We start from the raw sequence: 25,295 nt of genomic DNA, 5'->3' as shown, positions 1-25,295 counted from the left end.
CCGACGGATGCCGAAGCGATTCGAGTTCTCGGCCGAGTTCGAGCATCCGGTCGAGCGTGTGCACGCCCTGCTGACCGACGAGGAGTACTGGCGCTCCCGCCTGGCTCCGAGCTCCGGCGGTGCCGTCGAGGTGGTCGAGTCCCTCGACCCCGAGGGGCGTCCGCTGGTGACGGTGACGATGACCGAAACGGTCGATCCGGGTAACTTTCCGTCGTTGGTGCGCAGGGTCGTTCGCGGGGAGATGCGCATGCAGCGCGTCGACTCGTGGAGTCCGATCGACGACGGCCGGGCGTCGGGGCGGGTGGAGGGCACCTCCACCGGTATACCCGTCGCGATCGCCGGGGACTACGACCTGCGCCCGCACAGCGGCGGGGCGCTGCTCGCGGTGCGCGGAACGATCACCGCGAAGGTTCCGGTGATCGGCGGGAGCATCGAGGCGCTCGTCCGCCAGATGGTGGGGCAGATGGTGGCCCGGGACCGTGACGAGGTGCTGCGCCGGCTCACCGCAGCCGGCTGACCGCCGCGGGTCAGTCGATCTCGATGTCGATGACCCGGGCCCCGGGGCCCGCGGTGCCCAGTTCGTCGTGCGGATTCGCGAGCGTGCAGCTCGCGAGGGACAGGCACCCGCATCCGATGCAGTTGGTGAGGTCGTCGCGCAGCCTGGTGAGCTGCTCGATGCGTCGGTCGAGGTCGGCGTGCCAGCGGCTCGACAGCCTCGCCCAGTCGCTCCGGGTGGGGGTGCGGCCGTCCGGGAGCGTCGACAGCGCGTCGCGGATCTCTGCGAGCGGGATCCCGACCCGCTGGGACAGCCGGATGAACGCGACCCGGCGCAGCACGTCGCGCTTGTAGCGGCGCTGGTTGCCGCTGGTGCGGCGGCTCGAGATGAGGCCCTCGCGCTCGTAGAAGTGCAGCGCGGACACCGCGACACCGCTGCGCTCGGAGAGTTGTCCCGGCGTCAGTTCCTTGGTGTTCCACTCCGGCATGTCCACGACCTCTGCCCTTCCACGATGCGGCAACCTCGACAATACTCGAGGATTGGGTGCGGGGTGCCGTCCGCCGCGCGCGGGTCTACCGTTTACGCATGACCGCGCAGGAGTCGTCGAAGCCGGGTGTCGACACCGAGGTGGGTGCGCTGCGCACGGTGCTGCTGCACCGGCCGGGTGACGAACTGCGCAGACTGACGCCGCGCAACAACGACCAACTGCTCTTCGACGGCTTGCCCTGGCTGGACCGCGCGCAGGACGAGCACGACGCGTTCGCCGACGTGTTGCGCGGACGCGGCGTCGAGGTCCTGCTGCTCGCCGACCTGTTGGCCGAGACGCTCACGACGAGCGGCGCGGCGCGGATACAGGGCATCTCGGCCGCCGTCGACCCGCGCAAACTGGGGCACGTGCTCGCGCAGGATCTGGCCGCGCACCTGCGGGGGATCCCCCCGGCCGATCTGGCCGGCGTTCTCACCGCCGGGATGACCTTCGACGAGTTGCCGATCGGGACCGGTGCCGCGACGCCGTCGCTGGTCCGGTTGATGCACCACGGCGGCGACTTCGTGATCGACCCGTTGCCGAACCTGCTGTTCACCCGGGACTCGTCGTTCTGGGTGCGCGGACGCGTCGCGATCACGACCCTCGCACTACCGGTGAGGGTGCGGGAGGCGTCGCTCACCGACCTCATCTACGCCCACCACCCGCGCTTCCGTGGGGTGCGGCGCGCGTACGAATCGCACACGGCCCCGGTGGAGGGCGGCGACGTGCTGCTGCTGGCGCCCGGAGTGATCGCCGTCGGGGTGGGGGAGCGGACCACTCCCGCGGGTGCGGAAGCCTTGGCACGCAGCGTCTTCGAGGACGGGCTCGCACACACCGTGCTCGCGGTGCCGATCGAGCAGCGGCGGGCGTCGATGCATCTGGACACCGTCCTGACGATGGTGGACACCGATGCCGTCGTGATGTACCCGGCAGTGCGGGAAACGTTGTCGGCCTTCACGATTCGAAGCGACGACGGCACCGCTCGAATCAGCGGTCCGGAGCCGTTCCTCGAGGCCGCCGCGGCGGCGATGGGGATCGGCAAGCTGCGGGTGATCGACACCGGGCTCGACCACGTCACCGCCGAGCGGGAACAGTGGGACGACGGCAACAACACTCTCGCGCTCGCACCCGGCGTCGTGGTGGCCTACGAGCGCAACGTGGAGACCAACGCGCGGATGGAGGCGTCGGGCATCGAGGTGTTGCGAATCTCGGGTTCCGAGTTGGGGTCCGGGCGGGGCGGACCGCGCTGCATGTCGTGCCCGATCGCGCGCGATCCGCTGCCCTGACGCCGCCGGGATCAGAGGATCTCGCGCACCTTCTCGTACGGCCGCGCCAGCACGGTGCCGAGGTCGGTCACGACGATGGGGCGTTCGATGAGGATCGGGTTGTCGACCATCGCGTCGAGCAGTTCGTCCTCGGAGGCAGTCGCGAGACCGAGTTCCTTGTAGACGGCCTCCTTCGTGCGGATCGCCTCGCTCGGGCGCAGGCCGGCGTCGTCGAGGAGTTTGCGCAGCCCGTCCCGCGACGGCGGCGTCTCGAGGTACTTGACGACGGTCGGTTCGAGGCCGGCCTCCTCGATGAGCTTCAACGTGTTCCGCGACGTGCTGCAGCGGGGATTGTGATAGATCGTTGCGTTCTTTGCGGTACCTGCCATGCCTGCCATTCTGCACGGGGACAATGGATGACGGAGCATGGAGACCAGCTAGTCACGAACCCAGCGTGAGGAGTGTTGGACATGACCGATCGACGCATCGTCATCGCCGGCGGGCACGGCAAGATCGCCAGGCACCTGATCAAGGAGTTGACCGCGTCGGGTGATCGGGCGGTGGCGCTGATCCGCAATCCCGATCATGCGGGGCCGGTGCGGGCCCTCGGCGCGCTGCCGGTGGTCGTCGACCTCGAGACCGCGACCGTCGACGAGGTGGCGGAGATCGTGCGCGGTGCGGATGCGGTCGTGTTCGCGGCGGGCGCCGGCCCGGGCAGCGGCGCGGCCCGGAAGGACGCCGTCGATCGCGGCGCCGCGGTCCTCATGGCCGACGCCGCCGAACGGGCCGGGGTGCGGAGATTCGTGCAGATCAGCTCGTTCGGTGCCGGCGAACCGATTCCCGACGGCACCGACGACGTGTTCGCGGCGTACCTGGTTGCGAAGACCGCTGCCGAGGACGATCTGCGACGCCGGGACGGCCTCGACTGGACGATCCTGCGGCCCGGCGGACTGACCGACGACGATCCGACGGGCGAGGTGACGCTCACGGAGCCTCCACTCGAACGGGGCACGGTGCCGCGCGGCGACGTCGCGGCGGTGATCGCGGCCCTGATCGCCTCCGGTTCGGAAGGCCGCCCACCTCGTGCGGTCCGGCGCGCTTTGATGCTCACGGAGGGTTCGTTTTCCATTGAGGACGCGGTCGCCGCGATACCGTGAATTCACGCGTTCGCCCCGGACAGAGGGGCTTGCGTGGGGCCGGAAGGGGAGTCGTGGACATCGAGATCGACCATGCGTCGTCGACGCCGCCGTTCGAGCAGTTGCGCACGCAGATACTCGAACTCGTCAAGTCCGAGCGGCTCGTGGCCGGTACCAAGATCCCGACGGTTCGGGGCCTGGCATCCCAGCTCCACATCGCGCCGAACACCGTCGCGCGCACCTATCGCGAGCTCGAGCAGCTCGGCGTCATCGAGACCCGCGGGCGGCTCGGTTCCTTCGTCGCGGCGTCCGGTGACCCGACGCGGGCCAAGGCCCAGGAGGCTGCGACCGAGTACGTCCGGGTGGTCCGTCGGCTCGGGATCTCGGACGAGGACGCCGCGGCGTTCGTGGGGAGTGCGCTGGAGGGCGCCTGAGCCGTTAGTTGACGCTTCAACCTAATCTGTGTCAGGGTTGGGTCATGAACTCCACCGCATTTCGTGACGTCAGCGTGCTCATCGCCCGCATCGGCCTGGGCGTGATCTTCATCGCGCACGGGTGGCAGAAGTTCTCCACCTGGGGCATCGACGGCACCCAGGCCGCTTTCGCCGGAATGGACGTCCCGCTGGCCGACGTCTCCGCGATCGTCGCCGCCACGATCGAACTGGTCGGCGGCATCGCCCTGCTCATCGGCTTCGCCACCCGCATCGCCGGCGGCCTGCTGTTCCTGAACATGCTCGGCGCGTTCTTCATCGTGCACGTCGGCAACGGCATCTTCGTCGGAGACGGCGGCTACGAGCTGGTCCTGGCGCTCGGCGTAGCGTCGCTGCTGATCGCGGGCGTCGGAGCCGGCCGGTTCAGCGTCGATGCCGTCATCGGCAAGAACTCGAGGGTCCTGTCCGCGTCCTGACGACGATCCGCACGCACCCGGTTCCCCGCCACGGGGCGCCGGGTGCTTGCTTTTGGGCGCGAGAATGAGCACCGTTTGAGGAATGGCAGGCGCACGCGAGCTGTCCGGGACCGACCGTGTGGTGTTCGGCGTGGCCGCGAGCGCAGTCGCCGCGATCGTCGTGTGGGGACTCGCGGCGCCCGACAACCTCCAATCCGTCACCGGCGACATGCTCGACTGGCTGGTCACCAACATGGGCTGGCTGTTCGTCATCGCCGCGTCGTCGTTCGTCGTCTTCACCCTGTGGCTCGCCGCGAGCAAGTACGGCCGGGTCCCGCTCGGGAAGGACGGCGAGAAGCCCGAGTTCACGACCGTCAGCTGGATCGCGATGATGTTCAGCGCCGGAATGGGCATCGGACTGATGTTCTTCGGCGTCGCCGAACCGCTCGCGCACTTCGTCACGCCGCCGCCCGGCACCGACGGCGGCGTCGGAACGGCGATGGCCACCACGATGTTCCACTGGAGCCTGCACCCGTGGTCCATCTACGCGGTGATGGGACTCGCCATCGCGTACGGGACGTACCGCCGCGGCCGCCCGCAGCTGATCAGCGCGGCGTTCTTCCCGCTTCTCGGCCGCCGCAGCGAGGGGCCGATCGGCAGGGTCATCGACATCCTCGCGATCTTCGCGACGATGTTCGGTACCGCCGCGTCCCTGGGCCTGGGCGCGCTGCAGATCGGTTCCGGGCTCGAGGTGATCGGCTGGATGGGCGAGGTCGGCACGTTCCTGCTCGTCGCGGTCGTCGCGGTCCTCACCCTGGCGTTCGTCGCGTCGGCGGTGTCCGGTGTGGCCAAGGGCATCCAGTGGCTGTCGAACATCAACATGGTGCTGGCCCTCGTCCTCGCGGTGTTCGTGTTCGTGCTCGGGCCGACGGTGCTGATCCTCAATCTCATCCCCACCACGATCGGCAACTACGCCGCCGACCTGGCCTCGATGTCCGCGCGCACCGCGGCGTCGAGCAATCCCGAGACCGCCGAGTGGCTGTCGTCGTGGACGATCTTCTACTGGGCGTGGTGGATCTCCTGGGCCCCGTTCGTCGGGATGTTCCTCGCGCGGATCAGCCGCGGCCGCACCATCCGCGAGTTCGTCGTCGGGGTCATCCTCATCCCGAGTCTCGTCAGCCTGCTGTGGTTCTCGGTGTTCGGCGGCGCCGGCATCAACGAGCAGCGCGAGGGCATCGACCTGGCCGGCCGGGACACCACCGAGAGTCAGCTGTTCGGGATGCTCGAGCACCTGCCGCTGTTCGGGGTCTCGACCGTGCTGGTGATGGTGCTGGTCGCGATCTTCTTCGTCTCGGGCGCCGACGCGGCGTCGATGGTGATGGGCACCCTGTCGCAGCGCGGTGCCCTCGCACCGGCCAGGTGGGTCGTCGTCTTCTGGGGTCTGCTCACCGGCGGTGTCGCGGCGCTGATCCTGTGGACCGGCGGCGCGGACGCGCTCAACGGCCTGCAGACCATGACGATCATCGCCGCGGCGCCGTTCGTGCTCGTCATGGTCGGCCTGTGCGTCTCGCTGTACCGGGATCTTTCCCGCGATCCGATGATCCTGGCCTCGCGCAAGGAACGACGACTGTCGACGCGGGCGCTGCGACGCTGGACGTGACGCCCGCTGCCGTCAGCCGCGATCGGTGACCATCGACAGGATCCGGGGCAGCGGGGTCCAGTCGGTGGAGACGACGGACGCCGAGCGGCCCGCGAGGTCGAGCACGCGGGTCCGGGCGTCGGCCTCGGAAGGCGCGACCGGATCGAGCAGCGGAAACACCTTGTGTGCATCGGTGACGACCACCAGGTAGCCGTGGTCGCGGTACCACCCGGTGTCGATGTCGCCGCGGGTGAATTCCGTCGCGTCCACGTCGAACACCACGAACCAGGGCCGCAGCGCGGCGTCGTACCGCATCCGCGGGTCACCGGCCTGCGCCCGGTGCACTGCCGGGAACGCGCTCGCCAGCCCCAGCGCGCCGACTCGGCCGAGATCCGACAGATGTGTCGCATACGCACGATCGATCCACCACGTGTCGAGCGGATTGTTCTCCTGCACCGTCCCCGGAATCAGTTCCACGAGGAACCGGCCGCGCAGCGCGTCCACCCCGGGCCATCCCGCGGTGCGGACGGCGTCGTCGAGTGTCGCGGCGGACGGACCACCGTGCGCGAGAAGATCGGCGGGCCCGAACAGCGCGTCGCCGAGCCGGCTGCGCACCAGCGCGTCGAACTCTCGCGGGCCGCGACCGAACGGCGCGGTGAACCCGTCCTTCATCTCGACCTTCACCACCACGGGCGGGTGGTCGGGGTTGGCGTCGTGCCAGGCGCGCAGGTCGTCGAGGCAGCCGCTCAGGAACTGGTCGCGCGGTCCCGTCCGCAGCCGGTCGGCCGAGGTCGCGCCCGCGCAGTTGTTGTCGTTCGCGATCGGGTTGGAGTGCGACACACGCCAATCCGGACCTACGGCATTGGTCCAGACGTCCAGCTCGATCAGGCCGGCGCCGGCGTCGAGCGCATCGGCGAGGAACGGGTATCGGTGCTTCTCGAACGTGTTGTGGACGCCGACCGACGTCACGTCGGAGAAGCGTGGTGCGGTCTGGCCGGAATCCGCACGCGCCGTTGCCGGTACGAGCACGGTCAGCGCGGCGAGCACGATCGTCACGATTGCGGACGGTCTGGACATTCGGAGCACACTACCCACGGAGGGGGAGTGCGGGGGCGTTTCGCGGAGAAGTAGTTGCCGTTCGTGCCGGGTCAGCGCCAGCTCGGCAACCACAGTTGCTGCTGCCACATCTCCGGAGTGATCGGCACGGCCGTCAGGATCGGCCACAGCCACACGAAGTTCGCGACCACCAGCCCCACGTAGAGGCACACCGCGAGCAGTCCGGTGCCGCGCCGCTCGGCGGAAGCCTTGGCGGCGCCGAGAATCTCACCGAGGACGAGCGCGATCGCCATCACGAAGAACGGGGCCAGCGCGACCGCGTAGAAGTAGTACATCTGGCGGTCCAGCGTCACGAACCAGGGCAGCAGCGCGGCCGCATAGCCGGTGAGCACCGTCGCGTAGCGCCAGTCGCGGCTGACGAACGTCCGCCACAGCGCCCACCCGAGGACCGGCACCGCGAGCCACCACATCGCGGGTGTGCCGATCAGCATCACCGCCTTGACGCAGCTGGGCCCGCCGCAGCCGGACACGTGCTCGCCCTCGGCGAAGTAGTAGAGCATCGGGCGCAGGCCCATCGGCCACGTCCACGGCTTCGACTCCCACGGATGGTGGTTGCCGGCCGAATTGGTCAGGCCCGAATGGAACTCGAGCACCTTGGCGCTGTAGTACCACAGCGAGCGCAGGGCCTCGGGCACGAACGAGAACGGCCCACCCGTGCCGATCTGATTGCCGGCGGCATGCCGGTCGACGCCGGTCTCGCTCGCGAACCAGGCCCCGTACGTGCCGAGATACACGACCAACGGCACCACGACGAGCGCGTACAGCGACGGGACTATGTCGCGGATCGCGGTGCCGACCCACGGCCGCCGGACCCCGTAGGCGCGGCGCGCGGCGATGTCGAACCCGACGCACAGCAGGCCGAAGAACGCGATGAAGTACATGCCGGACCACTTGGTGCCGCACGCCAGACCGAGCATCAGGCCGGCGCCGAATCGCCACCACCGCACGCCCAGTCGTGGACCGAACTCGGTGAGGCCGATGCGTCCCTCGGCCCGCACCCGGGCCATCCGCTCGCGCACCTGGTCCCGGTCGACGACGAGGCAGCCCAGCGCCGCGACGGTGAACAGGGCCAGGAAGATGTCGAGCATGCCGAGGCGGGACGAGACGAAGGTGACGCCGTCGACGATCAGCAGGATGCCGGCGATCGCGCCGATCAGTGTCGACCGGGTCATGCGCCGGACGATCCGCATCACCAACAGCACCAGGATCGTGCCGGCGAGGGCCGACGCGAACCGCCAGCCCCACGCGTTGTAGCCGAACAGCGCCTCGCCCATCGCGATCAGCTGTTTGCCCACCGGCGGATGCACCACCAGCCCGTAGCCGGGATTGTCCTCGAGCCCGCCACCGGTGAGGACCTGCCATCCTTGCGGCACGTAATGCTTCTCGTCGAAGACGGGGGTGCCCGCGTCGGTGGGGTAGTTCAGCATCACGAACCGGGTGATCGCGGCGAGCGCGGTGACCACGAGTGTCGCGATCCACCCGCGCCGACGGTCGGTCGGACCGAAATCCGGGGGCGGCGTGGCCGGAGCGGGGCTGACGGTCCGGGATCCGCCGGACGAGGGCGCGGGGTGCTCGTCCGTCAGCTGGGTCACGTGTCGATCGTAGGCTGTCACCCATGACTGGTCGCCTCGTCCTCGCCGCAACTCCCATGGGGGACATCGGTGACGCCTCCGAACGCCTGCGCACCGCCCTCGGATCGGCCGACGTCGTGGCCGCCGAGGACACCCGCCGTACCAAGTCGCTCGCCGCCGCGCTGGGGGTCACGATCACCGGACGCGTCGTCAGCTTCTACGACCAGGTGGAAGTGTCCCGGCTGCCGGTGCTCGTCGCGGACGTCGAGGAGGGCCGGACCGTGCTGCTCGTGACCGACGCCGGCATGCCGTCGGTGAGCGATCCCGGATATCGGTTGGTCGCGGCGTGTGTCGAGAAGGATCTGCCCGTCACGTGCCTGCCCGGTCCGTCGGCGGTCACTACGGCCCTCGCGCTGTCCGGGCTGCCGGTGGAACGGTTCTGTTTCGACGGATTCCCGCCGCGCAAGCAGGGGCAGCGCCGGTCGTGGTTCGAGACCCTGAAGACCGAGCCGCGGGCGTGTGTCTTCTTCGAGGCGCCGCACCGGCTGGCGGCGTGCCTCGCGGATGCGGTCGAGGTGCTCGGCGGGACCCGCCGAGCGGCGGTGTGCCGGGAATTGACGAAGACGTACGAGGAAGTCCGTCGCGGGACACTGGCCGAACTGGCGGAGTGGGCCGTCGAGGGTGCCCGCGGTGAGATCACGGTGGTTCTCGAGGGCGCGCAGCCCGTGGCCGCTGATCCGGAGGATCTCGTCGGCGAGGTCGAGCGACTCGTCGCGGACGGCGTGAGATTGAAGGACGCGTGCGCTCAGGTCGCCACCGAGGGCGTGTCCAAGCGGGAGCTGTACGAGACCGTGCTGGCGTCGCGGAAGGACTGACGCTTCCGGAGCGGTATCCGGAGCTGTGGGACCGCGGTTCCCGCCGACCCCCGTCGAGCGACTACCAGGGGGTGGGTGCTCCGGTCGAAACCGGAGCACCCCCCACCGGGGCAGCGACCGCATCGGCGGGGGCCGCACCCAACAGCACCATCAGGCCCACGGTCGCGGCGATGACCAGACCTGCCCCGACAGCCGGCGGTGTCTTCGCCGTCAGTCTGGCCGCCATCGCGATCATTCCGAGTTCCTCCTCCGTGGACGCTGCACCCGGCAGGGGATACCCCTCGTGGATTTCTCCAACCCCCACCGGTCGCAGCGCCGCTGGCGCAGGGCCTTTGTGCGTCGACAACGACTTTGCCCCATTGGACGGAACGGACGAACTGGATGGTTCGCAAGACGAGCTATCATCCCAGTTCGCAGGCGGTGAGGAATTATTCCGCAGCGGAATCCGCAGGGGCTGCGGAGCGCGGAAATCGGGCAGACCCGGAGGAACGCCGGGGCCGGTGACACGGAAGGAACGACCAACGCGATGACAGCGGACAGCGAGGCCCAGCCCGACGCGGACCGGTCCGGCGCGGAGGCGCGGCTGATGTTCGCCGATCAGATGCGGCTGCTGTTCGCCACCGCTGGAGGCCCCCCGCTCAAGAAGGTCGTCACAGAGGCGGCGACCCTCGGCCGATCGGTCGGAGGCGAGAAGCCGGCCTCGGTCCAGCGCATCAGCGACTGGCGGTCGGGCAAGCGCATGCCGGCCACGTTCGAGTCGGTCCGCCCCGTGCTCGCGGTGCTCATCCGGATGGCCCGGGCGCTCCATGAGGGCCCACCCCCCACCGACGGATTGTTCTCGATGCGGCAGTGGGAGGCGTGGTGGCGGAACGCCAGTTCCGTTCCCGCCACGAAGGCGGCGGTAGCGGCGGCCGGTGAGCAGGCGGCGCCGCCGACGTTGCCGGCGGGAGTGCGGCCCTATCGCGGGCTGGCGCCGTACCGGGAGAAGGACGAGCGGCTGTTCTTCGGGCGTACCCAGAGCGTCGACGGACTCGTCACCGCCGTCGAGGCGGCGCAGGGCAAGGGCATCGTGATCGTCACCGGCGCCTCGGGTGTCGGCAAGTCGTCGCTCGTGCAGGCCGGGCTGATCCCGCAGCTGAAGGCCCTCGATCGGGTCGGCGACCGCTCCGCATTCGCGGCGGTGGTCTTCGTACCGGGTGCGCACCCCCTGACGTCGTTGCGGACCGCCGTTCCCGAGCTGACCGCGGATTCCCCGAGTGCGGAACAACTGCACGACGCCCTGGCCCGCGCGGCGGAACGGCTCGGCGCCCACCATCTCCTGATCGTGGTCGACCAGATCGAGGAGCTGTTCTCGCAGTGCTCCGACGCCGACGAGCGGGCGGCGTTCCTCACGGTGCTCGACCTGGCCGCGACGGCACCGGCCGGCGGCGGGGCGACCGACACGACGTCGGTCGTCGCGACGATGCGATCGGACTTCTATCCGCAGGCGCTCGCCCATCCGGTGCTCGCGCGGGCCCTCGAACAGCGCAGCAAGACGGTGTCGCCGCTCCTGCGGGAGGACGTCGTCGAGGTGATCACGAAGCCTGCCCGCATGATCGGACTCAAGCTCGAGCCGGGCCTGGTGGATCTGATCCTCAACGATCTCGGTGTGCTCACCGCGTCGTCGCCCAACCCGTCCGAGGGCAGCGACACCGTGCTGCCCCTGGTCTCGCATCTGCTCGACACGATGTGGGAGCGGCGCCGCGGCGGACAGCTCACGATCGCGAACTACCGCGCCACCGGCGGTGTGCGGGGGTCCATCGCGGCCGCTGCCGAGCGAGCCTGGGAGCAACTCGACGAATGCGGTCGCGTCCTGGCACGGGCGATGTTCGTGCACCTCGTCTACGTCACGAGCACCGGCACCGACGTGAAGATCCGCCGGACGGTGCCGCAGCTCGTCGCGCTCGAGGGCTCCGATACGGGAGCGGGCCGGCGCGTCGTCGATCACTTCGTCAATGCCCGGGTGCTCGTCGCGGACGGTGACGCGGTCGAGCTGATCCACGACGCGGTCATCTACACGTGGCCGCGGTTGAGGGCGTGGATCCAGGAGGACCGCTCCTACTCCGCCCTCCGCCAGCAGATCGAGACGGACGCCGTGCACTGGGAGGATGCCGACCGCAACAGCAGCCTGCTCTACCATCGCGGCCGGCTCGACCTGCTGGCCGAGCACGCGGACAAGCAGTCCGATCACGGATCCCCGGGTGGTCCGACCGGCGTCGATGCCGTCGCGGCAACGCTGACGCCTGCGGCCGCTGACTTCCTGGAGGCGTCGGTCCGGCAGGTGGCGCGCCTGACGTGGCGCAAGCGCACCGTCATGACTGCGCTGGCGTTGTCGACCGTCGTCGCCATCGTGATGGGCGCGATGGCGCTGGCCGCCAAGTCGCGGGCCGAGGACGAGCGGAGTGCCGCGCAGTTCCAGCAGGTCGTCGCCCTCGCCGACGCGCTGCGCGAGAGCGACCCGACGACGTCGGCGCAGTTGTCGTTGGCCGCGTGGCGGATGCGGCCCGGTAGCGACGACGCGTTCTCCCGGTTGGTCGCCACCGAGAACACCCCGATCTCCCGGAGCCTGACCGGCCATACCGGCCCGGTGTACGGCGTCGCGTTCTCGGCCGACGGCCGGACCCTCGCCAGCGCGAGCGACGACCGGAGCGTGCGGCTGTGGGACCTCACCGACCGGGCGGACCCGGTCCCGATCGGGGACGAACTGACCGGGCCGGACCAGTACATGGCGTCGGTGTCGTTCAGCCCCGACGGACGTCTCCTCGCGGCCGGCGGCGGCGACGGCACGATGTGGATCTGGGACGTCAGCGACCGGGCTGCGCCGCGGGCGCTGATGTCGGGACTGCGCAGCGCGCCTGGCGCCGTGCACAACGTGCGGTTCAGCCCCGACGGGCGGTTGCTCGCGGTGCCGCACGACGACGGCACCGTCACGCTGTTCGACACCACGAACCCCGACTCCGGGGAGTTTCCCGCCGCCACCCTGAAGGCGCATTCCGGGGCGGTGCGCACGGTGTCGTTCCGCGGCGGTTCGGTGCTGGCGACCTCCAGTGACGACCGCACCGTGCGGGTGTGGGACATCGCCGATCCCGCGCGCCCGGTCCAGTTGGGGCGGGACCTGACCGGCTTCGACGACGTCGCGCACTCGGTGTCCTTCAGCCCCGACGGCACGACCCTCGCGGCGAGCAGCGACGACGGCATGATCCGGGTCTTCGATGCGACGGACCTCATGGACGTCCGTCAGGTCGGCGCCCCGGTGCAGGCCCACACGGGCGGCATCTGGACCGTCGCCTTCGGCTCCGACGGGACGACGTTGGCGAGTGCGTCGTGGGACGGCACCGCGAAGCTGTGGTCGGTCGATCCGGCGACGCGCGCCGTGCACGAACTGCGGCCCGCGCTCAGCGGCAACGGCGGCGGTGTCCCCGCACTCGCGCTCTCACCCGACGGCACGACGATCGTCACGGGCGGCCAGGATTCGATCGTGCGGATGTGGACGCTGCCGACGGGGACGGTGCCGGTATCGGATGCGTCGATGACCCTGCCGTCGATCAACAGCGACGGCTCACGGGTGGTGACCGCGGGATACGACTCGCAGGTGCGGTTGTGGAAGGTGTCGGCGGCCGGTGAGATGGACCGCGCCGGCACGATCGAGCTGCCGCGCCCGCTGGGCGGCGGCAACGTGGCCGAGCTGTCGCCGGACGGCAAGGTCCTGGCGACCACGCAGACGTCGGGCGGCCACGTCCAGCTGTGGGACGTCGCCGATCCGGCGCACCCGGTGCCGCTGGGGCCGCCGATCACGACGTCGACACGGTTCACGTGGGAGATGGCGTTCAGTCCCGACGGCCGGACCCTCGCGATCGGCGACGACGACTTCAGCGTCGCGCTGTGGGACGTCCAGGATCCGCGCAACCCGGTCCGACTCGGCGGGCGCCTGACCGGGCCGCGGAACCTGGTGCGGAGCGTCGCGTTCGGGCCCGACGGCGACGTCCTGGTCGCGGCCAGCGCCGACGGCGACCTCTATGCATGGAACGTCTCCGAGCCTGCCGGTCCCGTGTCACTCCCGGTCCGCGAAGGAGGGCACGACGGCGGCGTCAATGCGCTGTCGTTCGGCCCCGACGGCGACACCCTCGTCACCGCGAGCGACGACCACACCCTCGTGCTGTGGGACCGCGACGACGACGGTGGCTTCACGCCGCGTCCGGTGCCACTGCGCGGACACACCGGCACGGTGTACAGCGTCGCGTTCGGCGCAGACGGCACCCACGTGGTCAGTGGCAGCGACGACGGTTCGGTGCGGTTGTGGAACGTCGACGGTGCGGGTGACTCCGAGGAGATGGGCGGTCCGATCACCACGATCGGCACCGGGCGCTGGCAGGTCGCGTTCCTGCCGCGGACCGACACGGTGATCGCTGGCGGCGGCGACGGTGTGTTGCGGACGTGGCGTCTCGACGAGGACCCGATCACCGAGCGGATCTGTTCGTCTACCTCGGAGCTGACACAGGATCGGCCGGCGCACTTCGAGATGCCGGAATCGGGCCGGGGAGCGTGCGAGTCGGAGTGAGCGTGACGATGCTCGCCGCCTTGTCCAGGCACTCCTGCCATTCCGCGTCTGGGTCGGAGTCGATGGTGATGCCACCGCCGACGCCGAGCCCGACCCGGCCGGACGCGTCGAACTCGACGGTTCGGATCGCGACGTTCAGTTCGAGTCCGGCCAGGGGGCTGTGCATTCCGACGGCGCCGCAGTAGACGCCGCGGGGGTCCGGCTCCCACGAGCGGAGCAGCGTCCGCGCCGAATGCTTTGGACACCCGGTCACCGAGGCGGGTGGGAAGGCGGCGTCGAGCAGGTCCGCGGCACTCACTCGGTCGGACACTTCGGCGGTGACGGTCGAGACCAGGTGCCACACGCCGGGGGCGGGCTTGACCCGCAACAGGTCGGCCACCTTGACCGACCCCGCGTCGGCGACGCGGCCCAGGTCGTTGCGGACGAGGTCGACGATCATCACGTTCTCGGCGACATCCTTGACCGAGTTCCGCAGGTGCGCAGGGTCTTCGCCGAGCGGGAGGGTGCCCTTGATAGGGCTGGACGTGACGGTGCCGCCGCGGCGGGACAGGAACAGTTCGGGTGACAGCGACGCGACCGCACCCCACGCGCCCTGCACGAACGCCGCACGGCTGGGCCGGGTCCGGTCGACCGCATCGGCGAAGAAGTCGACCGGGCGGCCCGAGCTGGTGCCGTGGAAGCGGGCGCACACGCAGGCTTGGTAGACGTCGCCGCGCGCGATCGCGTCGAGGCAGTCCTCGACCCCGCGTCGGTGGGCGTGGCGATCCGGGGTGGTCCAGTCGATGTGCCAGGGGCCGGCGGTTGCGTCGGGTCGGCGCACCACGTGCGCGAGGTCGTCGGGGCACGGCTCGTCGAGGAGGCTCTCGAACCACCAGCAGCCGGAGTTGTCCAGGCGCAGGACATGATCGGTCCATCCGCCGGCGGCCTCGGGCAGCACGCCGGATCGGTCCGGGTAGGCGCGGTAGCCGATCCAGCCGCCACCGATCACCGGGCCGCCGGGGGCCGGTGCTGTTTCGCGGGGCGGGAGCGTGTACGCGGATCGCGCATCGTGCGGTGCGGCGTGCACGCTGGGCGCGATGACGGCGGCGGCGTCGAACCAGTTCCCGATCAGGCCGGCCGGCGGTGCCAGCTTCCGCGACCGAGCCCGCCGAGCCAGTGCGCGGAACACGTCGGCGGCGCTGCCGCCGTCTCCGAGTCGCTCCAATCGCATCGGTCCAGCCTTCCATGTGGCTCGGTCTCCGCCGACATCGGACCGCGGTGGCCCCGGCCGGTGAGGCAGCCGATCCGGGGTCCGCGTGTCGTCACGGCCGGAGAGCTCGACTGCTCGGGTCCAGCGAGGCGTCGTCGGCGGCAGACTGTCCCGCGTACCACCCGCTCGCATCCACCGATCGGCTCCGGGACGCCTTCGTGGTGGGGAACAGTCGATCGAACTCGGCGTCGACCGCCGCGGACCGTGCCGCCAGCACCGGTAGCAGTTCCTCGACGCTCACCTCCGACTCGGCGGCGACGTCCGCGGTGGCGCGGTTACCGGCTTCCTTCAGGCGCTGCCCGATGCGGACCGCGAAGCCGAACAGGAACGCCTTTCGGAACGACGTGGTGCGCGCCCCGCGTTTCGCGCGCGGCGACGACTCCTGCATCGCGCGGGTGGCCTGGATGAGCAGTGAGGTGAACAGCAGGTCCACCTGGTCGAGATCGACGGGACTGCCGACGACTGTCGCGATGCCGAACCTGTCGAACCACACGGTGCGCACCCGGTTGGCGTCGCCGATGGCGGTGAGCAGGTGCACCTTCTCCTTGACGTAGGGATTGTCGAGGTGGATGCGTCGGCTGCGCACGGTGGGGGAGCCCGGGGCGGCCGCGTGCAGCAGGGCCGCACTGATCGCGTACCGCGTCATGAGTTCCTGCGCCTTGGCCGTGAAGGTCTCGGCTTCCTCCACGAACTCGGTGGCCTCCGCCTTGGCCAGCAGTCCTCGGATCTTGTTGAGAACCTTGGGATCGGCAGTCTCGTCGCCGGCCGTCGGCACGGACTCGAGGCGGATCCGTGGCCACGTCGACGGCGGCGCGCACAGTTCCGTGACCCGAGGGAGCTCGAGCCACAGCAGTGTCATCGCCGTCGACTCGTTCTCACCGAGATGCCACCCGGACGCGTCCAACGCCGCACCGAATGCGGTGCTGTCGCAGTCGGCCGGGAGGCCGGCCGCGAACTTCGCGGCCGCGGACTCCCGCTCCACGATCTGGTCGAGCTGGGTGGCCCAGGTGAGCGGCGCCCGCTCCGCGGCGCCGGTCACCCGGTAGTGGTACAGCAGGGTGGCGGCCGTGACCGCGGTCGAGTCCGCCCCGAGAGCGCGCCGCGTCACGTGCATGACGTCGGCCGGCTGCCACCCGCGCTCGTAGGCGTCGGTCAGCGCGATCAGTAGGCCGGTGATGGAACGCTCCCGTGGTGGTGGGCACTCGAACCGCTCGAAGTCGTCGAACATGCCGTCGTCGAACGGATCCGCGAACGATCCGTCCTCGAACTCGTCGAAGTCCTCGGACGTCGAGCCGGTCAGGTTTTCTCGAATGTATGTTCTATTGCTCCCCATGGGCGACAGTGTGCACGAGGGGACCGACAGCTTTCGGGTGCGTTGCTACGCCTCGGTCTCCTCGACGTACCGCGGGAACACGCCCACGGGCTTCGGCAGCGCCGTACCTGCGACGATGCGGTTCTCGAGGTCGGCGAAGGCGCGGGCGTCGGGGGACTGACCGAGCAGGTCGAGGATCTTCTCGGCCGAGTCCGGCATCACCGGCTGGACGAGGATGCCGACGATGCGAACCACCTCGAGCGTCACGTACAGCACCGTCGCCATGCGGGCCGGGTCGGTCTTGCGCAGCACCCACGGTTCCTGCTGCGAGAAGTACCGGTTGGTCTCGCCGAGCACGTGCCAGATCGTCTCGAGACCGACGTGCAGTGCCTGCGCGTCGAACTCGGCGCGCACCTTCGCGAGCAGCGCGTCGGCCTGTGCGAGCAGCGCGCGGTCGTCGTCGGTGAGCTCGCCCGGCGTCGGGACCTGCGCGTCGCAGTTCTTCGCCACCATCGACAGCGACCGCTGGGCCAGGTTGCCCAGTTCGTTCGCCAGGTCGGTGTTCATGCGGGTGACGATCGCCTCGTGGCTGTAGCTGCCGTCCTGGCCGTACGAGATCTCGCGCAGCAGGAAGAAGCGGACGGCGTCGAGGCCGTACTGCTCCACCATCTCGAGCGGGTCGACGACGTTGCCGACCGACTTCGACATCTTCTCGCCCTTGTTGTAGAGGAAGCCGTGCACGAAGACGCGCTGCGGCAACTCCACGCCCGCCGACATCAGGAAGGCCGGCCAGTACACGGTGTGGAACCGGGTGATGTCCTTGCCGATGATGTGCAGGTTCGCGGGCCAGTACCGCTTGAACTCGTCCGAATCGGTGTTCGGGAAGCCGGCGCCGGTGAGGTAGTTGGTGAGCGCGTCCACCCACACGTACATGACGTGCGCGGGGTCGCCGGGCACCGGCACACCCCAGTCGAACGTGGTGCGCGAGATCGACAGGTCCTTGAGCCCGCTCTTGACGAAGCTGAGGATCTCGTTGCGGCGCGTGGACGGCGCGATGAAGTCCGGGTTCTCCTCGTAGTGCGCGAGCAGACGGTCCTGGTACTTCGACAGCCGGAACGTGTAGTTGGACTCCTCGGTCCACTCGACCGGCGTGCCCGTCTCGGTGGCGATGCGGGTGCCGTCCTCGAGGACCTTGGTCTCTTCCTCTGCGTGGAAGGCCTCGTCGCGGACCGAGTACCAGCCCGAGTAGGTGTCGAGGTAGATGTCGCCGGCCGCGACCATCCGCTCCCAGATCGCCTTGCTGGCCTCGAGGTGGTCGGCGTCGGTGGTCCGGATGAACCGGTCGTACGAGATGTTCAGGACCTTGTCCATGGCCTGGAACACGTCGGAGTTGCGCGTCGCGAGGTCGCGGACGTCGATGCCTTCCTTGGCTGCCGTCTGCTGCATCTTCAGGCCGTGCTCGTCGGTGCCGGTCATGAAGAACACGTCGAACCCGTCGAGGCGCTTGAAGCGCGCGATCGCGTCGGACGAGATGTACTCGTAGGCGTGCCCGATGTGCGGGACGCCGTTGGGGTACGCGATCGCCGTCGTCAGATAGAACGGCGGACGGTCCGTCGGGGCAGGCATCTGGTTGGGCGAGGAAGGCACAGTCATGGTGCGCCTACTCTATCGACGTGAGCAAAGATCGTCCCGCCCCGGACCTGCCCGAGCCGCTTTTCCCGCTTGTCGACGCCCACACGCACCTCGACGCGTGCGGCGCCACGGACGCGGAGAGTGTGCGGGAGATCGTCGACCGCGCGGCGTCGGTCGGCGTCGAGCGGATCGTCACGGTGGCCGACGACCTGGCGGCCGCGCAGTTCGCGGTGGACGCCGCGAACTGGGACGAGCGCGTCTTCGCGGCGGTCGCGATCCACCCGACCCGGGCCAACGCGCTCGACGGTGCCACCAAGGCCGAGATCGAGCGCCTGGCATCCGACCCGCGCGTCGTCGCGGTGGGCGAGACCGGCCTCGACCTGTACTGGCCCGGCAAGCTCGACGGCTGCGCGACGCCGGAGGAACAGGAGGACGGGTTCCGCTGGCACATCGACCTCGCCAAGCGTCTCGGCAAGCCGCTGATGATCCACAACCGCGAGGCCGACACCGACCTGCTGCGCGTCCTCGACTCCGAAGGCGCCCCCGACACGGTGATCTTCCACTGCTTCTCGTCCGACGCGACGATGGCCCGCGCCTGCGTCGACGCCGGCTACGTGCTCAGCTTCTCCGGCACGGTCAGCTTCAAGAACGCGAAGGCGCTGCGCGAGGCCGCGCTGCTCGTCCCGTCGGACCAACTGCTCGTCGAGACCGACGCGCCGTACCTCACCCCGCACCCGTTCCGCGGCGCGCCCAATCAGTCGTACTGCCTGCCGTACACGTTGCGGGCCCTCGCCGAGGTGCGCGGCGAGGATCCCGTCGAGCTGGCAAAGGCGTCGACCGCGACCGCCGAGCGCGTCTACCGCCTGCCCGCGCGCGGCTGATCGGTCAGGCCGACGGCGGGTTCTTCCGCGGCTTGATCCGCGCGTTCGGCAACGGCGGCGCCGGCAGCCGATCCACGTCGCCGGTGTAGCCCTCGACGGCTCCGAAGCGGTCCGACTCGGCCTGCCACTCGGCGCGGAACTGCTCGATCTCCTCGTGGCTGCGGCCGACGAAGTTCCACCACATCACGATCTCCTCGCCGAACGGTTCGCCGCCCAGCAGCACGACGCGGGCCGGTTCGTCGGTCCGGTTCGTCAGCGTCAGATCGGCTGCCCCGGTTCCGACGTAGCCGAGGTCGGCGCGGGCGAGTTCGAGGCCCTCGACGCCGACCGCGCCGGTGTCGACCAGAACGCCGTGCTCGAACGTCGGATCGACGTCGAGCCGCACCTCGGCGCCGGGCGCGAGGACGAGTTCCGCGCCGAGCAGGGGAGTGAAGGTGTGGACGGGGGAGGTCGATCCGGCCAGCGAGCCGAGGAAGACCCGAACACATCCGCCGTCCAGATCCAGGATCGGCGGCACGTAGTGCTCGAAGTTGCGGGGTGCGTCGCGGGCCGCATCGGGCAGCGCCACCCACAGTTGGACGCCGTGCAGGATCGTCGTCTCCGGTGTCGAGACCTCGGAGTGGCAGATGCCGTGGCCGCCGGTCATGAGGTTGACCTCGCCCGGCCGCACCATCGCGTGCATGCCGAGGCTGTCGCGGTGCTCGATCTCGCCGGTGAACAGCCAGCTCACGGTCTGCAGCCCGGTGTGCGGATGCGGCGCGACGTCCATACCGCCGGTCCGCGCGACGTCGTCGGGGCCGTAGTGGTCCGCGAAGCACCACGCGCCGATCAGGGAGCGCTGTCGCTGCGGCAGCGTCCGGCGCACCGGCATCGCCCGCGGCCCGCCCAACGGGACCTCGCGGGACGTGATGATCTCGGCCAGCGGGCGGCCCGCGGTGCTTGCGCAGGGGCCGTTCTCGCACTCGATCTCGACGGGTTCGGCTTCGACGTTGCTCATGTCCCTACCCTCCCACGGGCCCGTTCGGGTGTGACGCGCGCAACTGGTCGGAATATTCCGTAATCGATTCGTGATCGACCAGCGCTTTCCTCGATATCTTTGTAGTTGCATTTGTGCTGATCGTGATCATGTGGTTGCTACATCACAGCCCCGCCGTTACCGTGCTGTGATCGAACCTGTCGTCTGCCCCAGGATTTCTCGTGTCGCCTTTTGCTCGGATCAACACCGCCAGGTCGCCGCTCCTGTACGTCGTGGTCGCCGCACTCTTCGTGACCCTTCTGGTCGGCGGCGGCCTCGTCATCACCCAGCACAAGACGGTCACCCTCGACGTCGACGGGGAGAAGATCGCGCTCAGCACGCTGCGTTCCGAGGTCGGGTCCGTGCTGGACAACGCCGGCTACCCGCTCGGTGAGCACGACGTCGTCGCGCCGAGTGTGGACGCGAAGCTGTCCGACGGCGACACCGTCGTCCTGCGCCGCGCGCGGGAGATCGTCCTCACGGTGGACGGCGAGCGCCGCACCGTGTGGTCGACCGCCCTCACCGTGGACGACGCGATGCGTCAACTGAACTTTGCCGGCGACGCCTACGCATCCGCGTCGCGTGGCCAGCGGATCCCGCTCGACGGCATCGAGTTCGACGTCGTGAACGCGAAGGCGGTGCGGATCTCCGACAACGGTGCCCCGCACGCGGACGTCCGGGTCGCGGCCCCGACGGTCGGTGACCTCCTCACCGTCACGAATGTGCCTCTGGAACAGGCCGACACGGTCGTGCCCGCGCCGGAGACGCCGCTGACCGACGGCCTCGAGATCGTCGTGACCCGGAACCGCACCGAGACCCGCACCGAGACGCTGCCGATCCAGGCCCCCGAGAACCGTGTCGACGATCCGGCGCTCGAGCAGGGCAAGACCACCGTCGAGAACCCGGGCACCCCGGGCGAGCGGACGGTGACGGCGAGCGTCACGACGGTCAACGGCGCCGAGACGCACCGACAGGAGTTGTCGTCGGTAGTGGTCCGCGAGGCCGCACCGGCCGTCGTGCGGGTCGGCACCAAGCCCAAGCCGTCGGTTCCGTCGGTCGCGAACGGGTCGGTGTGGGACTCGCTGGCGCAGTGCGAGGCGACCGGCAACTGGGCGATCAACAACGGCAACGGCTTCTACGGCGGGCTCCAGTTCTCGCAGAGCACGTGGGCTGCCTACGGCGGCACGCAGTACGCGCCGACGGCCGACCGCGCGTCGCGCGAGCAGCAGATCGCCGTCGCCGAGAAGGTTCAGGCCGCGCAGGGCTGGGGTGCGTGGCCGTCATGTTCGAGCAAGTTGGGTCTCCGGTAAGGAATCGCGATGTCGCCACTGTCGAAGATCAACTCGAGCCGCTCGCCGCTGATGTACGGCGTCGTCGCGGCGACGCTCGTGACCCTCACCGTCGGTGGCGGTGTCGCGGTGGCGCAACACAAGACGGTGACGGTCGACGTCGACGGTGAGCTGATCACGGTCGGCACGATGTCGTCGAAGGTCGACGGGGCGCTCGCGGCGGCGGGTTACAGCGTCGGTGAGCACGACGTCGTCGCTCCGGCCGCGGACTCGGGTCTGCACGACGGCGACACGGTGGTCCTGCGCCGCGGCCGCGAGGTCGCACTGACGGTGGACGGTCAGCAGCGCAGCGTGTGGACCACGGCACTCACGGTCGACGAGGCCCTGAACCAGTTCCGGCTCGCCGGTGACGTGCACGTCTCCGCGAACCGCTCGCAGCGCCTGCCGATCGAGGGCGCCGACCTCGACGTCCTGAGCCCCCGCACGGTGAAGCTGGTCGACGGCGCGGCCGCCCCCGCGGACGTCCGTCTCGCCGCGCCCACGGTCGGCGATTTCCTCGCCGCCCACGGCACGCCCCTCGAGCAGGCCGACACCGTCGTGCCGGCCGCGGACACGGCGCTCGCGGACGGCATGGAGGTCACCGTGACCCGTGGTCGCGTCGAGACGCGGGTGCTGACCGAGCCCGTCGCGCCGCCGGAGCAGCGGATCGAGGATCCGTCCATGAACATGAGCCGCACCGTCGTGGAGAACCCGGGCAGTGCCGGCGTCGCGGACGTCACCTACGAGTTCACGCTGGTCAACGGGGTCGAGACCGGGCGCAAGCCGGTCGCGTCCACCGTCACGGTCGCGGCGCAGCCGAAGGTCGTCCGCGTCGGCGCCAAGCCCGGCACCGAGGTGCCGCCGGTGCAGAACGGGGCCACGTGGGACGCGCTGGCGCAGTGCGAGGCGACCGGTAACTGGGCGATCAACACCGGCAACGGTTTCTACGGCGGCGTGCAGTTCGACCAGAACACGTGGGAGCGCCAGGGCGGCCTGAAGTACGCGCCCCGCGCCGACCTCGCGACCCGCGAGGAACAGATCGCGATCGCGTCCCGCACGCAGCAGACGCAGGGCTGGGGCGCGTGGCCGTCGTGCACCAGCAAGCTGGGCCTGCGCTGACCCGTTCCCCCGTGCGTTAGGTTCTTCAGGTGTCAGACGCCGTGCCGCCCCCCATCCATCCGCGAGGACAGGCAGCCCTCCTGGGCCCCGCCGAGGTCCGTGCGCTCGCCGAAGAGTTCGGGGTGCGCCCCACCAAGCAGCTCGGCCAGAACTTCGTGCACGACGCCAACACGGTCCGCCGGATCGTCACGGTGGCCGGCGTCGGTCCCGAGGACACCGTCCTCGAGGTCGGTCCGGGTCTCGGGTCGCTGACACTGGCCCTGCTCGACGTCGTCGACCGGGTGGTCGCCGTCGAGATCGACCCCAAGCTGGCCGCCCGGCTGCCCGCGACGGTCGCCGATCGTGCGCCCGAACTCGCGGATCGACTCACCGTGGTCGGTGCCGACGCGATGCGGGTGATGCCCGACGACGTCCCCGCGGAGCCCACCGCCGTCGTGGCGAACCTGCCCTACAACGTGGCCGTGCCGGTGCTGCTGCACCTGTTCGCCGAGTTCCCGAGCCTGCGCACCGCGCTGGTGATGGTGCAGGCCGAGGTGGCGGATCGCCTCGCGGCGAATCCCGGCAACAAGGTGTACGGCGTGCCGAGCGTCAAGGCGAACTTCTTCGGCACCGTCAAGCGCGCTGGTCATGTCGGTCGGGCGGTGTTCTGGCCGGTGCCGCAGGTCGAGTCGGGTCTCGTGCGGATCGACCGGTACGAGGACGCGCCGTGGCCCATCGACGCCGACCACCGGCGCAAGGTCTTCGCCGTCATCGACGCGGCTTTCGCTCAGCGCCGCAAGACACTTCGCGCGGCCCTCGCCGGCTGGGCCGGTTCACCGGTCGAGGCCGAGCGGCGTCTCGTCGCTGCCGGGATCGAACCGTCGACGCGCGGTGAGAAACTCGACGCGGCCGCGTTCGTGCGCCTGGCGAACGTCTCGTAGCGTCCGACGCACCTCCCCGAAACGTTCTCGACCACAATGGTCCGAACGGTCCGTTGTTCCGGACCGTCGATGTGTGGTCCCCGGTCAGGGGGTTGGTGTGAGGAATGTGATTGTGAACAAGGGAATTCGGACGATTCTGCGACGATCCGGTGCCGTGCTGGTCGTGGCCGCGGCGTTGACTGCGGCAGGGTGCGGGACGTCCGTGGAGGGCACGGCGACGGCCGCGAGTACCTCCACGGACGGGACGACATCGACGGCGACGTCCGCGCCGCGGAGTGCCGACCAGGGCGGCCGGGTCGACATCGACGTCGAGATCGGTGACTGCGTGCGTCTGGGTGGCACGGCCGACGCCGCAACGATCGACGAAGCAGTCTGTGGCAGTAGTAGATCCAACTACAAGGTCGTCGGCAAGGCTGCGAAGAACGCGCAGTGCGCGTCGGACGTCGATCAGGTCTACTACGAGACCAAGTGGGGCAACGAGCGTGGTGCGCTGTGCCTCGACATCGACTGGGTGATGGGCGGGTGCATGAGCGTGCCGGAGGGCGACGACGACGAACCGCAGCGCGTCGACTGCAACGACCCGTACGCTCCGGGTATCGAGCGCGCGATCGAGGTCGTCGAGGGCGTCACGGACGTCGAGCAGTGCTCGGAGGGTGGGTACGTCCACGACGAGCGCGAATTCACGGTGTGCACGGAGACGATCCGTCCGCTGTAGGCGTCCCGGAGCGGCCCGGAGGGGCCTCCTACTTTCGTAGGAAACTCCTCCTCCTTTCGTACCGAAGGTGGCTTCCGGGGCAGCGGAAACGGGCTGTGGCTCTCTAACTTCGTTGGAGTACAGCCTGTTTCCGCATCCGAAAGGTCTTCCTATGTCGAGTAGCTCGCTTCGTCGCGTCGCCACGGTGGTCGCGATCGCCGGTACCGCGATCCTGGTCTCGCCGGCTCTGTCCTCGGCCGCATCCGGCTCGCTCGGCGGCTCCCTGGGCAGTGCCTCCGGATCCCTCGGTAGTTCCGGTTCGCTCGGCAGTTCCTCGGAAGAGCCCGCCGGTGGATTCTCTTGTGCCGCACTGTCGACCGAGTCGACGCCCGCGGGTTGGGGTGTTCCGTTCGACGACGAGAAGGGGCAGGAGGCCGCGTACTCCGCGAGCAACGTCCTCGACGAGAACGGCTCCCTCGAGCTGGCCGTCACAGGGCCGTCGGACCGCACCGCGTGGTACCACGAGGCCGACAGCGTCAAGCTCTCGGACGTCATCTCGAAGGACATCGGTTTCGCAGAGAAGGCGACCACGTCCACCGCGTCGTTCCAGATCCGTTTGCTGGGCACCACCGGAGGCAAGTTCGCCAACGGCTTCACCACGCTCGTGTGGGTCGCGGAGCCCGGCACCGCCGTCGTCGACGGTGCGGAGCACGCGCAGATCCAGAAGGGTCAGTGGTGGAGCACCCAGAACATCGACGGTGCGAAGGATCGTGTCCCGACCACGCTGGCGGCGATCTCCGCGGCCAATCCGAACGCGACCGTCGAGCACTACGGCGTGAGCGTCGGGTCGGGCTCGGCGGCGACGTCGACGCTGGTGGATGCGGTGCAGTTCAACGGTTGCACCACCGACTTTGCCAAGAACGATCCCGAGCCGACCGGCAGCGCGGGTTCCCTGGGCAGCCTCGGCAGCCTGTTCGGCAGCGTCTTCTCCTAGCATCCCACGCCATCCACGCGCACTTTCTCCCGCTCAATGGGACC

General features: G+C 69.8%; 23 protein-coding genes. 14 read left to right on the top strand and 9 right to left on the bottom strand.

Annotated elements, in window-relative coordinates; translation table 11 throughout:
* Positions 1–7: 7 nt before the first annotated feature.
* Positions 8–517 (top strand): DUF2505 domain-containing protein, encoded by a 510-nt coding sequence (locus LCL87_RS01820; RefSeq protein WP_225016051.1) that lies wholly within the window; start codon positions 8–10, stop codon positions 515–517.
* Positions 518–527: 10 nt separating this feature from the next.
* On the opposite strand, the gene soxR is transcribed toward LCL87_RS01820, so the two are convergent.
* Entirely contained in the window at positions 528–989 is a 462-nt protein-coding gene (soxR, locus tag LCL87_RS01815; protein ID WP_510850679.1) for a redox-sensitive transcriptional activator SoxR, read from the bottom strand.
* 92 nt (positions 990–1,081) lie between these two features.
* Here soxR and LCL87_RS01810 point away from each other — a divergent pair, with 92 nt between their 5' ends.
* The gene (locus tag LCL87_RS01810; RefSeq protein WP_225016047.1) at positions 1,082–2,308 is read left to right on the top strand and encodes an arginine deiminase; all 1,227 of its coding nucleotides are present in this window, start codon (positions 1,082–1,084) and stop codon (positions 2,306–2,308) included.
* A gap of 11 nt (positions 2,309–2,319) precedes the next feature.
* Here LCL87_RS01810 and arsC read toward each other — a convergent pair whose 3' ends face one another.
* Positions 2,320–2,676 carry an arsenate reductase (glutaredoxin) gene (gene arsC, locus LCL87_RS01805; protein ID WP_225016046.1) on the bottom strand — a complete coding sequence of 119 codons (357 nt, stop codon included), beginning with the start codon at positions 2,674–2,676 and terminating at the stop codon, positions 2,320–2,322.
* Between the two features lie 81 nt (positions 2,677–2,757).
* On the opposite strand from arsC, the gene LCL87_RS01800 reads away from it, so the two are divergent.
* The 4 genes from LCL87_RS01800 (at position 2,758) to LCL87_RS01785 (ending at position 5,969) form a co-directional block, all read left to right on the top strand.
* Positions 2,758–3,444, top strand: coding sequence for an SDR family oxidoreductase (locus tag LCL87_RS01800; RefSeq protein ID WP_225016044.1), 687 nt, complete (start codon positions 2,758–2,760; stop codon positions 3,442–3,444).
* 53 nt (positions 3,445–3,497) lie between these two features.
* Entirely contained in the window at positions 3,498–3,857 is a 360-nt protein-coding gene (locus LCL87_RS01795) for a GntR family transcriptional regulator (RefSeq protein WP_225016042.1), read from the top strand.
* Between the two features lie 44 nt (positions 3,858–3,901).
* Positions 3,902–4,330, top strand: coding sequence for a DoxX family protein (locus LCL87_RS01790; RefSeq protein ID WP_225016034.1), 429 nt, complete (start codon positions 3,902–3,904; stop codon positions 4,328–4,330).
* Between the two features lie 82 nt (positions 4,331–4,412).
* The gene (locus LCL87_RS01785) at positions 4,413–5,969 is read left to right on the top strand and encodes a BCCT family transporter (RefSeq protein WP_225016032.1); all 1,557 of its coding nucleotides are present in this window, start codon (positions 4,413–4,415) and stop codon (positions 5,967–5,969) included.
* Positions 5,970–5,981: 12 nt separating this feature from the next.
* Here LCL87_RS01785 and LCL87_RS01780 read toward each other — a convergent pair whose 3' ends face one another.
* Positions 5,982–7,025, bottom strand: coding sequence for a phosphatidylinositol-specific phospholipase C domain-containing protein (locus LCL87_RS01780; protein ID WP_225016030.1), 1,044 nt, complete (start codon positions 7,023–7,025; stop codon positions 5,982–5,984).
* A gap of 71 nt (positions 7,026–7,096) precedes the next feature.
* On the bottom strand, positions 7,097–8,656 hold the full coding sequence (locus LCL87_RS01775; protein WP_225016022.1) for a phospholipid carrier-dependent glycosyltransferase: 1,560 nt from the start codon (positions 8,654–8,656) through the stop codon (positions 7,097–7,099).
* Positions 8,657–8,679: 23 nt separating this feature from the next.
* Here LCL87_RS01775 and rsmI point away from each other — a divergent pair, with 23 nt between their 5' ends.
* The gene (rsmI, locus tag LCL87_RS01770; protein ID WP_225016012.1) at positions 8,680–9,510 is read left to right on the top strand and encodes a 16S rRNA (cytidine(1402)-2'-O)-methyltransferase; all 831 of its coding nucleotides are present in this window, start codon (positions 8,680–8,682) and stop codon (positions 9,508–9,510) included.
* A 61-nt stretch (positions 9,511–9,571) separates the two neighbouring features.
* Here rsmI and LCL87_RS01765 read toward each other — a convergent pair whose 3' ends face one another.
* Positions 9,572–9,814, bottom strand: coding sequence for a hypothetical protein (locus LCL87_RS01765; protein WP_225016010.1), 243 nt, complete (start codon positions 9,812–9,814; stop codon positions 9,572–9,574).
* A 222-nt stretch (positions 9,815–10,036) separates the two neighbouring features.
* On the opposite strand from LCL87_RS01765, the gene LCL87_RS01760 reads away from it, so the two are divergent.
* A complete protein-coding gene (locus LCL87_RS01760) occupies positions 10,037–14,107 on the top strand; it encodes an nSTAND1 domain-containing NTPase (RefSeq protein WP_225016008.1) in 4,071 nt (1,356 codons plus the stop codon).
* Here LCL87_RS01760 and LCL87_RS01755 read toward each other — a convergent pair.
* The 3 genes from LCL87_RS01755 to metG all read right to left on the bottom strand — a co-directional run bounded on the left by LCL87_RS01755 (position 14,028) and on the right by metG (position 18,321).
* Positions 14,028–15,317 carry an aminodeoxychorismate synthase component I gene (locus LCL87_RS01755; RefSeq protein ID WP_225016006.1) on the bottom strand — a complete coding sequence of 430 codons (1,290 nt, stop codon included), beginning with the start codon at positions 15,315–15,317 and terminating at the stop codon, positions 14,028–14,030. The genes LCL87_RS01760 and LCL87_RS01755 overlap by 80 nt on opposite strands.
* Positions 15,318–15,408: 91 nt before the next feature.
* The gene (locus LCL87_RS01750; RefSeq protein WP_225016004.1) at positions 15,409–16,689 is read right to left on the bottom strand and encodes a DUF2786 domain-containing protein; all 1,281 of its coding nucleotides are present in this window, start codon (positions 16,687–16,689) and stop codon (positions 15,409–15,411) included.
* Between the two features lie 45 nt (positions 16,690–16,734).
* Positions 16,735–18,321, bottom strand: coding sequence for a methionine--tRNA ligase (gene metG, locus LCL87_RS01745; RefSeq protein WP_225016002.1), 1,587 nt, complete (start codon positions 18,319–18,321; stop codon positions 16,735–16,737).
* A 20-nt stretch (positions 18,322–18,341) separates the two neighbouring features.
* Here metG and LCL87_RS01740 point away from each other — a divergent pair, with 20 nt between their 5' ends.
* Complete coding sequence (locus LCL87_RS01740; RefSeq protein WP_225016000.1) at positions 18,342–19,181, top strand: TatD family hydrolase; 840 nt, start codon at positions 18,342–18,344, stop codon at positions 19,179–19,181.
* Positions 19,182–19,185: 4 nt separating this feature from the next.
* On the opposite strand, the gene LCL87_RS01735 is transcribed toward LCL87_RS01740, so the two are convergent.
* Entirely contained in the window at positions 19,186–20,178 is a 993-nt protein-coding gene (locus LCL87_RS01735) for a pirin family protein (protein WP_225015999.1), read from the bottom strand.
* Positions 20,179–20,378: 200 nt separating this feature from the next.
* Between LCL87_RS01735 and LCL87_RS25705 the strand changes: the two genes are divergently transcribed.
* From LCL87_RS25705 to LCL87_RS01705, 5 genes are all read left to right on the top strand, one after another.
* Entirely contained in the window at positions 20,379–21,506 is a 1,128-nt protein-coding gene (locus LCL87_RS25705; RefSeq protein ID WP_510850678.1) for a resuscitation-promoting factor, read from the top strand.
* 9 nt (positions 21,507–21,515) lie between these two features.
* On the top strand, positions 21,516–22,643 hold the full coding sequence (locus LCL87_RS01720) for a resuscitation-promoting factor (protein WP_225015997.1): 1,128 nt from the start codon (positions 21,516–21,518) through the stop codon (positions 22,641–22,643).
* 29 nt (positions 22,644–22,672) lie between these two features.
* Positions 22,673–23,563, top strand: coding sequence for a 16S rRNA (adenine(1518)-N(6)/adenine(1519)-N(6))-dimethyltransferase RsmA (gene rsmA / locus LCL87_RS01715; protein WP_225015995.1), 891 nt, complete (start codon positions 22,673–22,675; stop codon positions 23,561–23,563).
* A 109-nt stretch (positions 23,564–23,672) separates the two neighbouring features.
* Complete coding sequence (gene lppU / locus LCL87_RS01710) at positions 23,673–24,278, top strand: LppU family putative lipoprotein (RefSeq protein ID WP_510850684.1); 606 nt, start codon at positions 23,673–23,675, stop codon at positions 24,276–24,278.
* Positions 24,279–24,429: 151 nt separating this feature from the next.
* Entirely contained in the window at positions 24,430–25,251 is an 822-nt protein-coding gene (locus LCL87_RS01705) for a hypothetical protein (protein ID WP_225015993.1), read from the top strand.
* The last annotated feature ends 44 nt before the right edge of the window (positions 25,252–25,295 follow it).

This window comes from Prescottella equi, assembly GCF_020171745.1.
Classification (GTDB): domain Bacteria; phylum Actinomycetota; class Actinomycetes; order Mycobacteriales; family Mycobacteriaceae; genus Prescottella; species Prescottella equi_A.
This window is presented reverse-complemented; position numbering and strand designations above follow the sequence as displayed.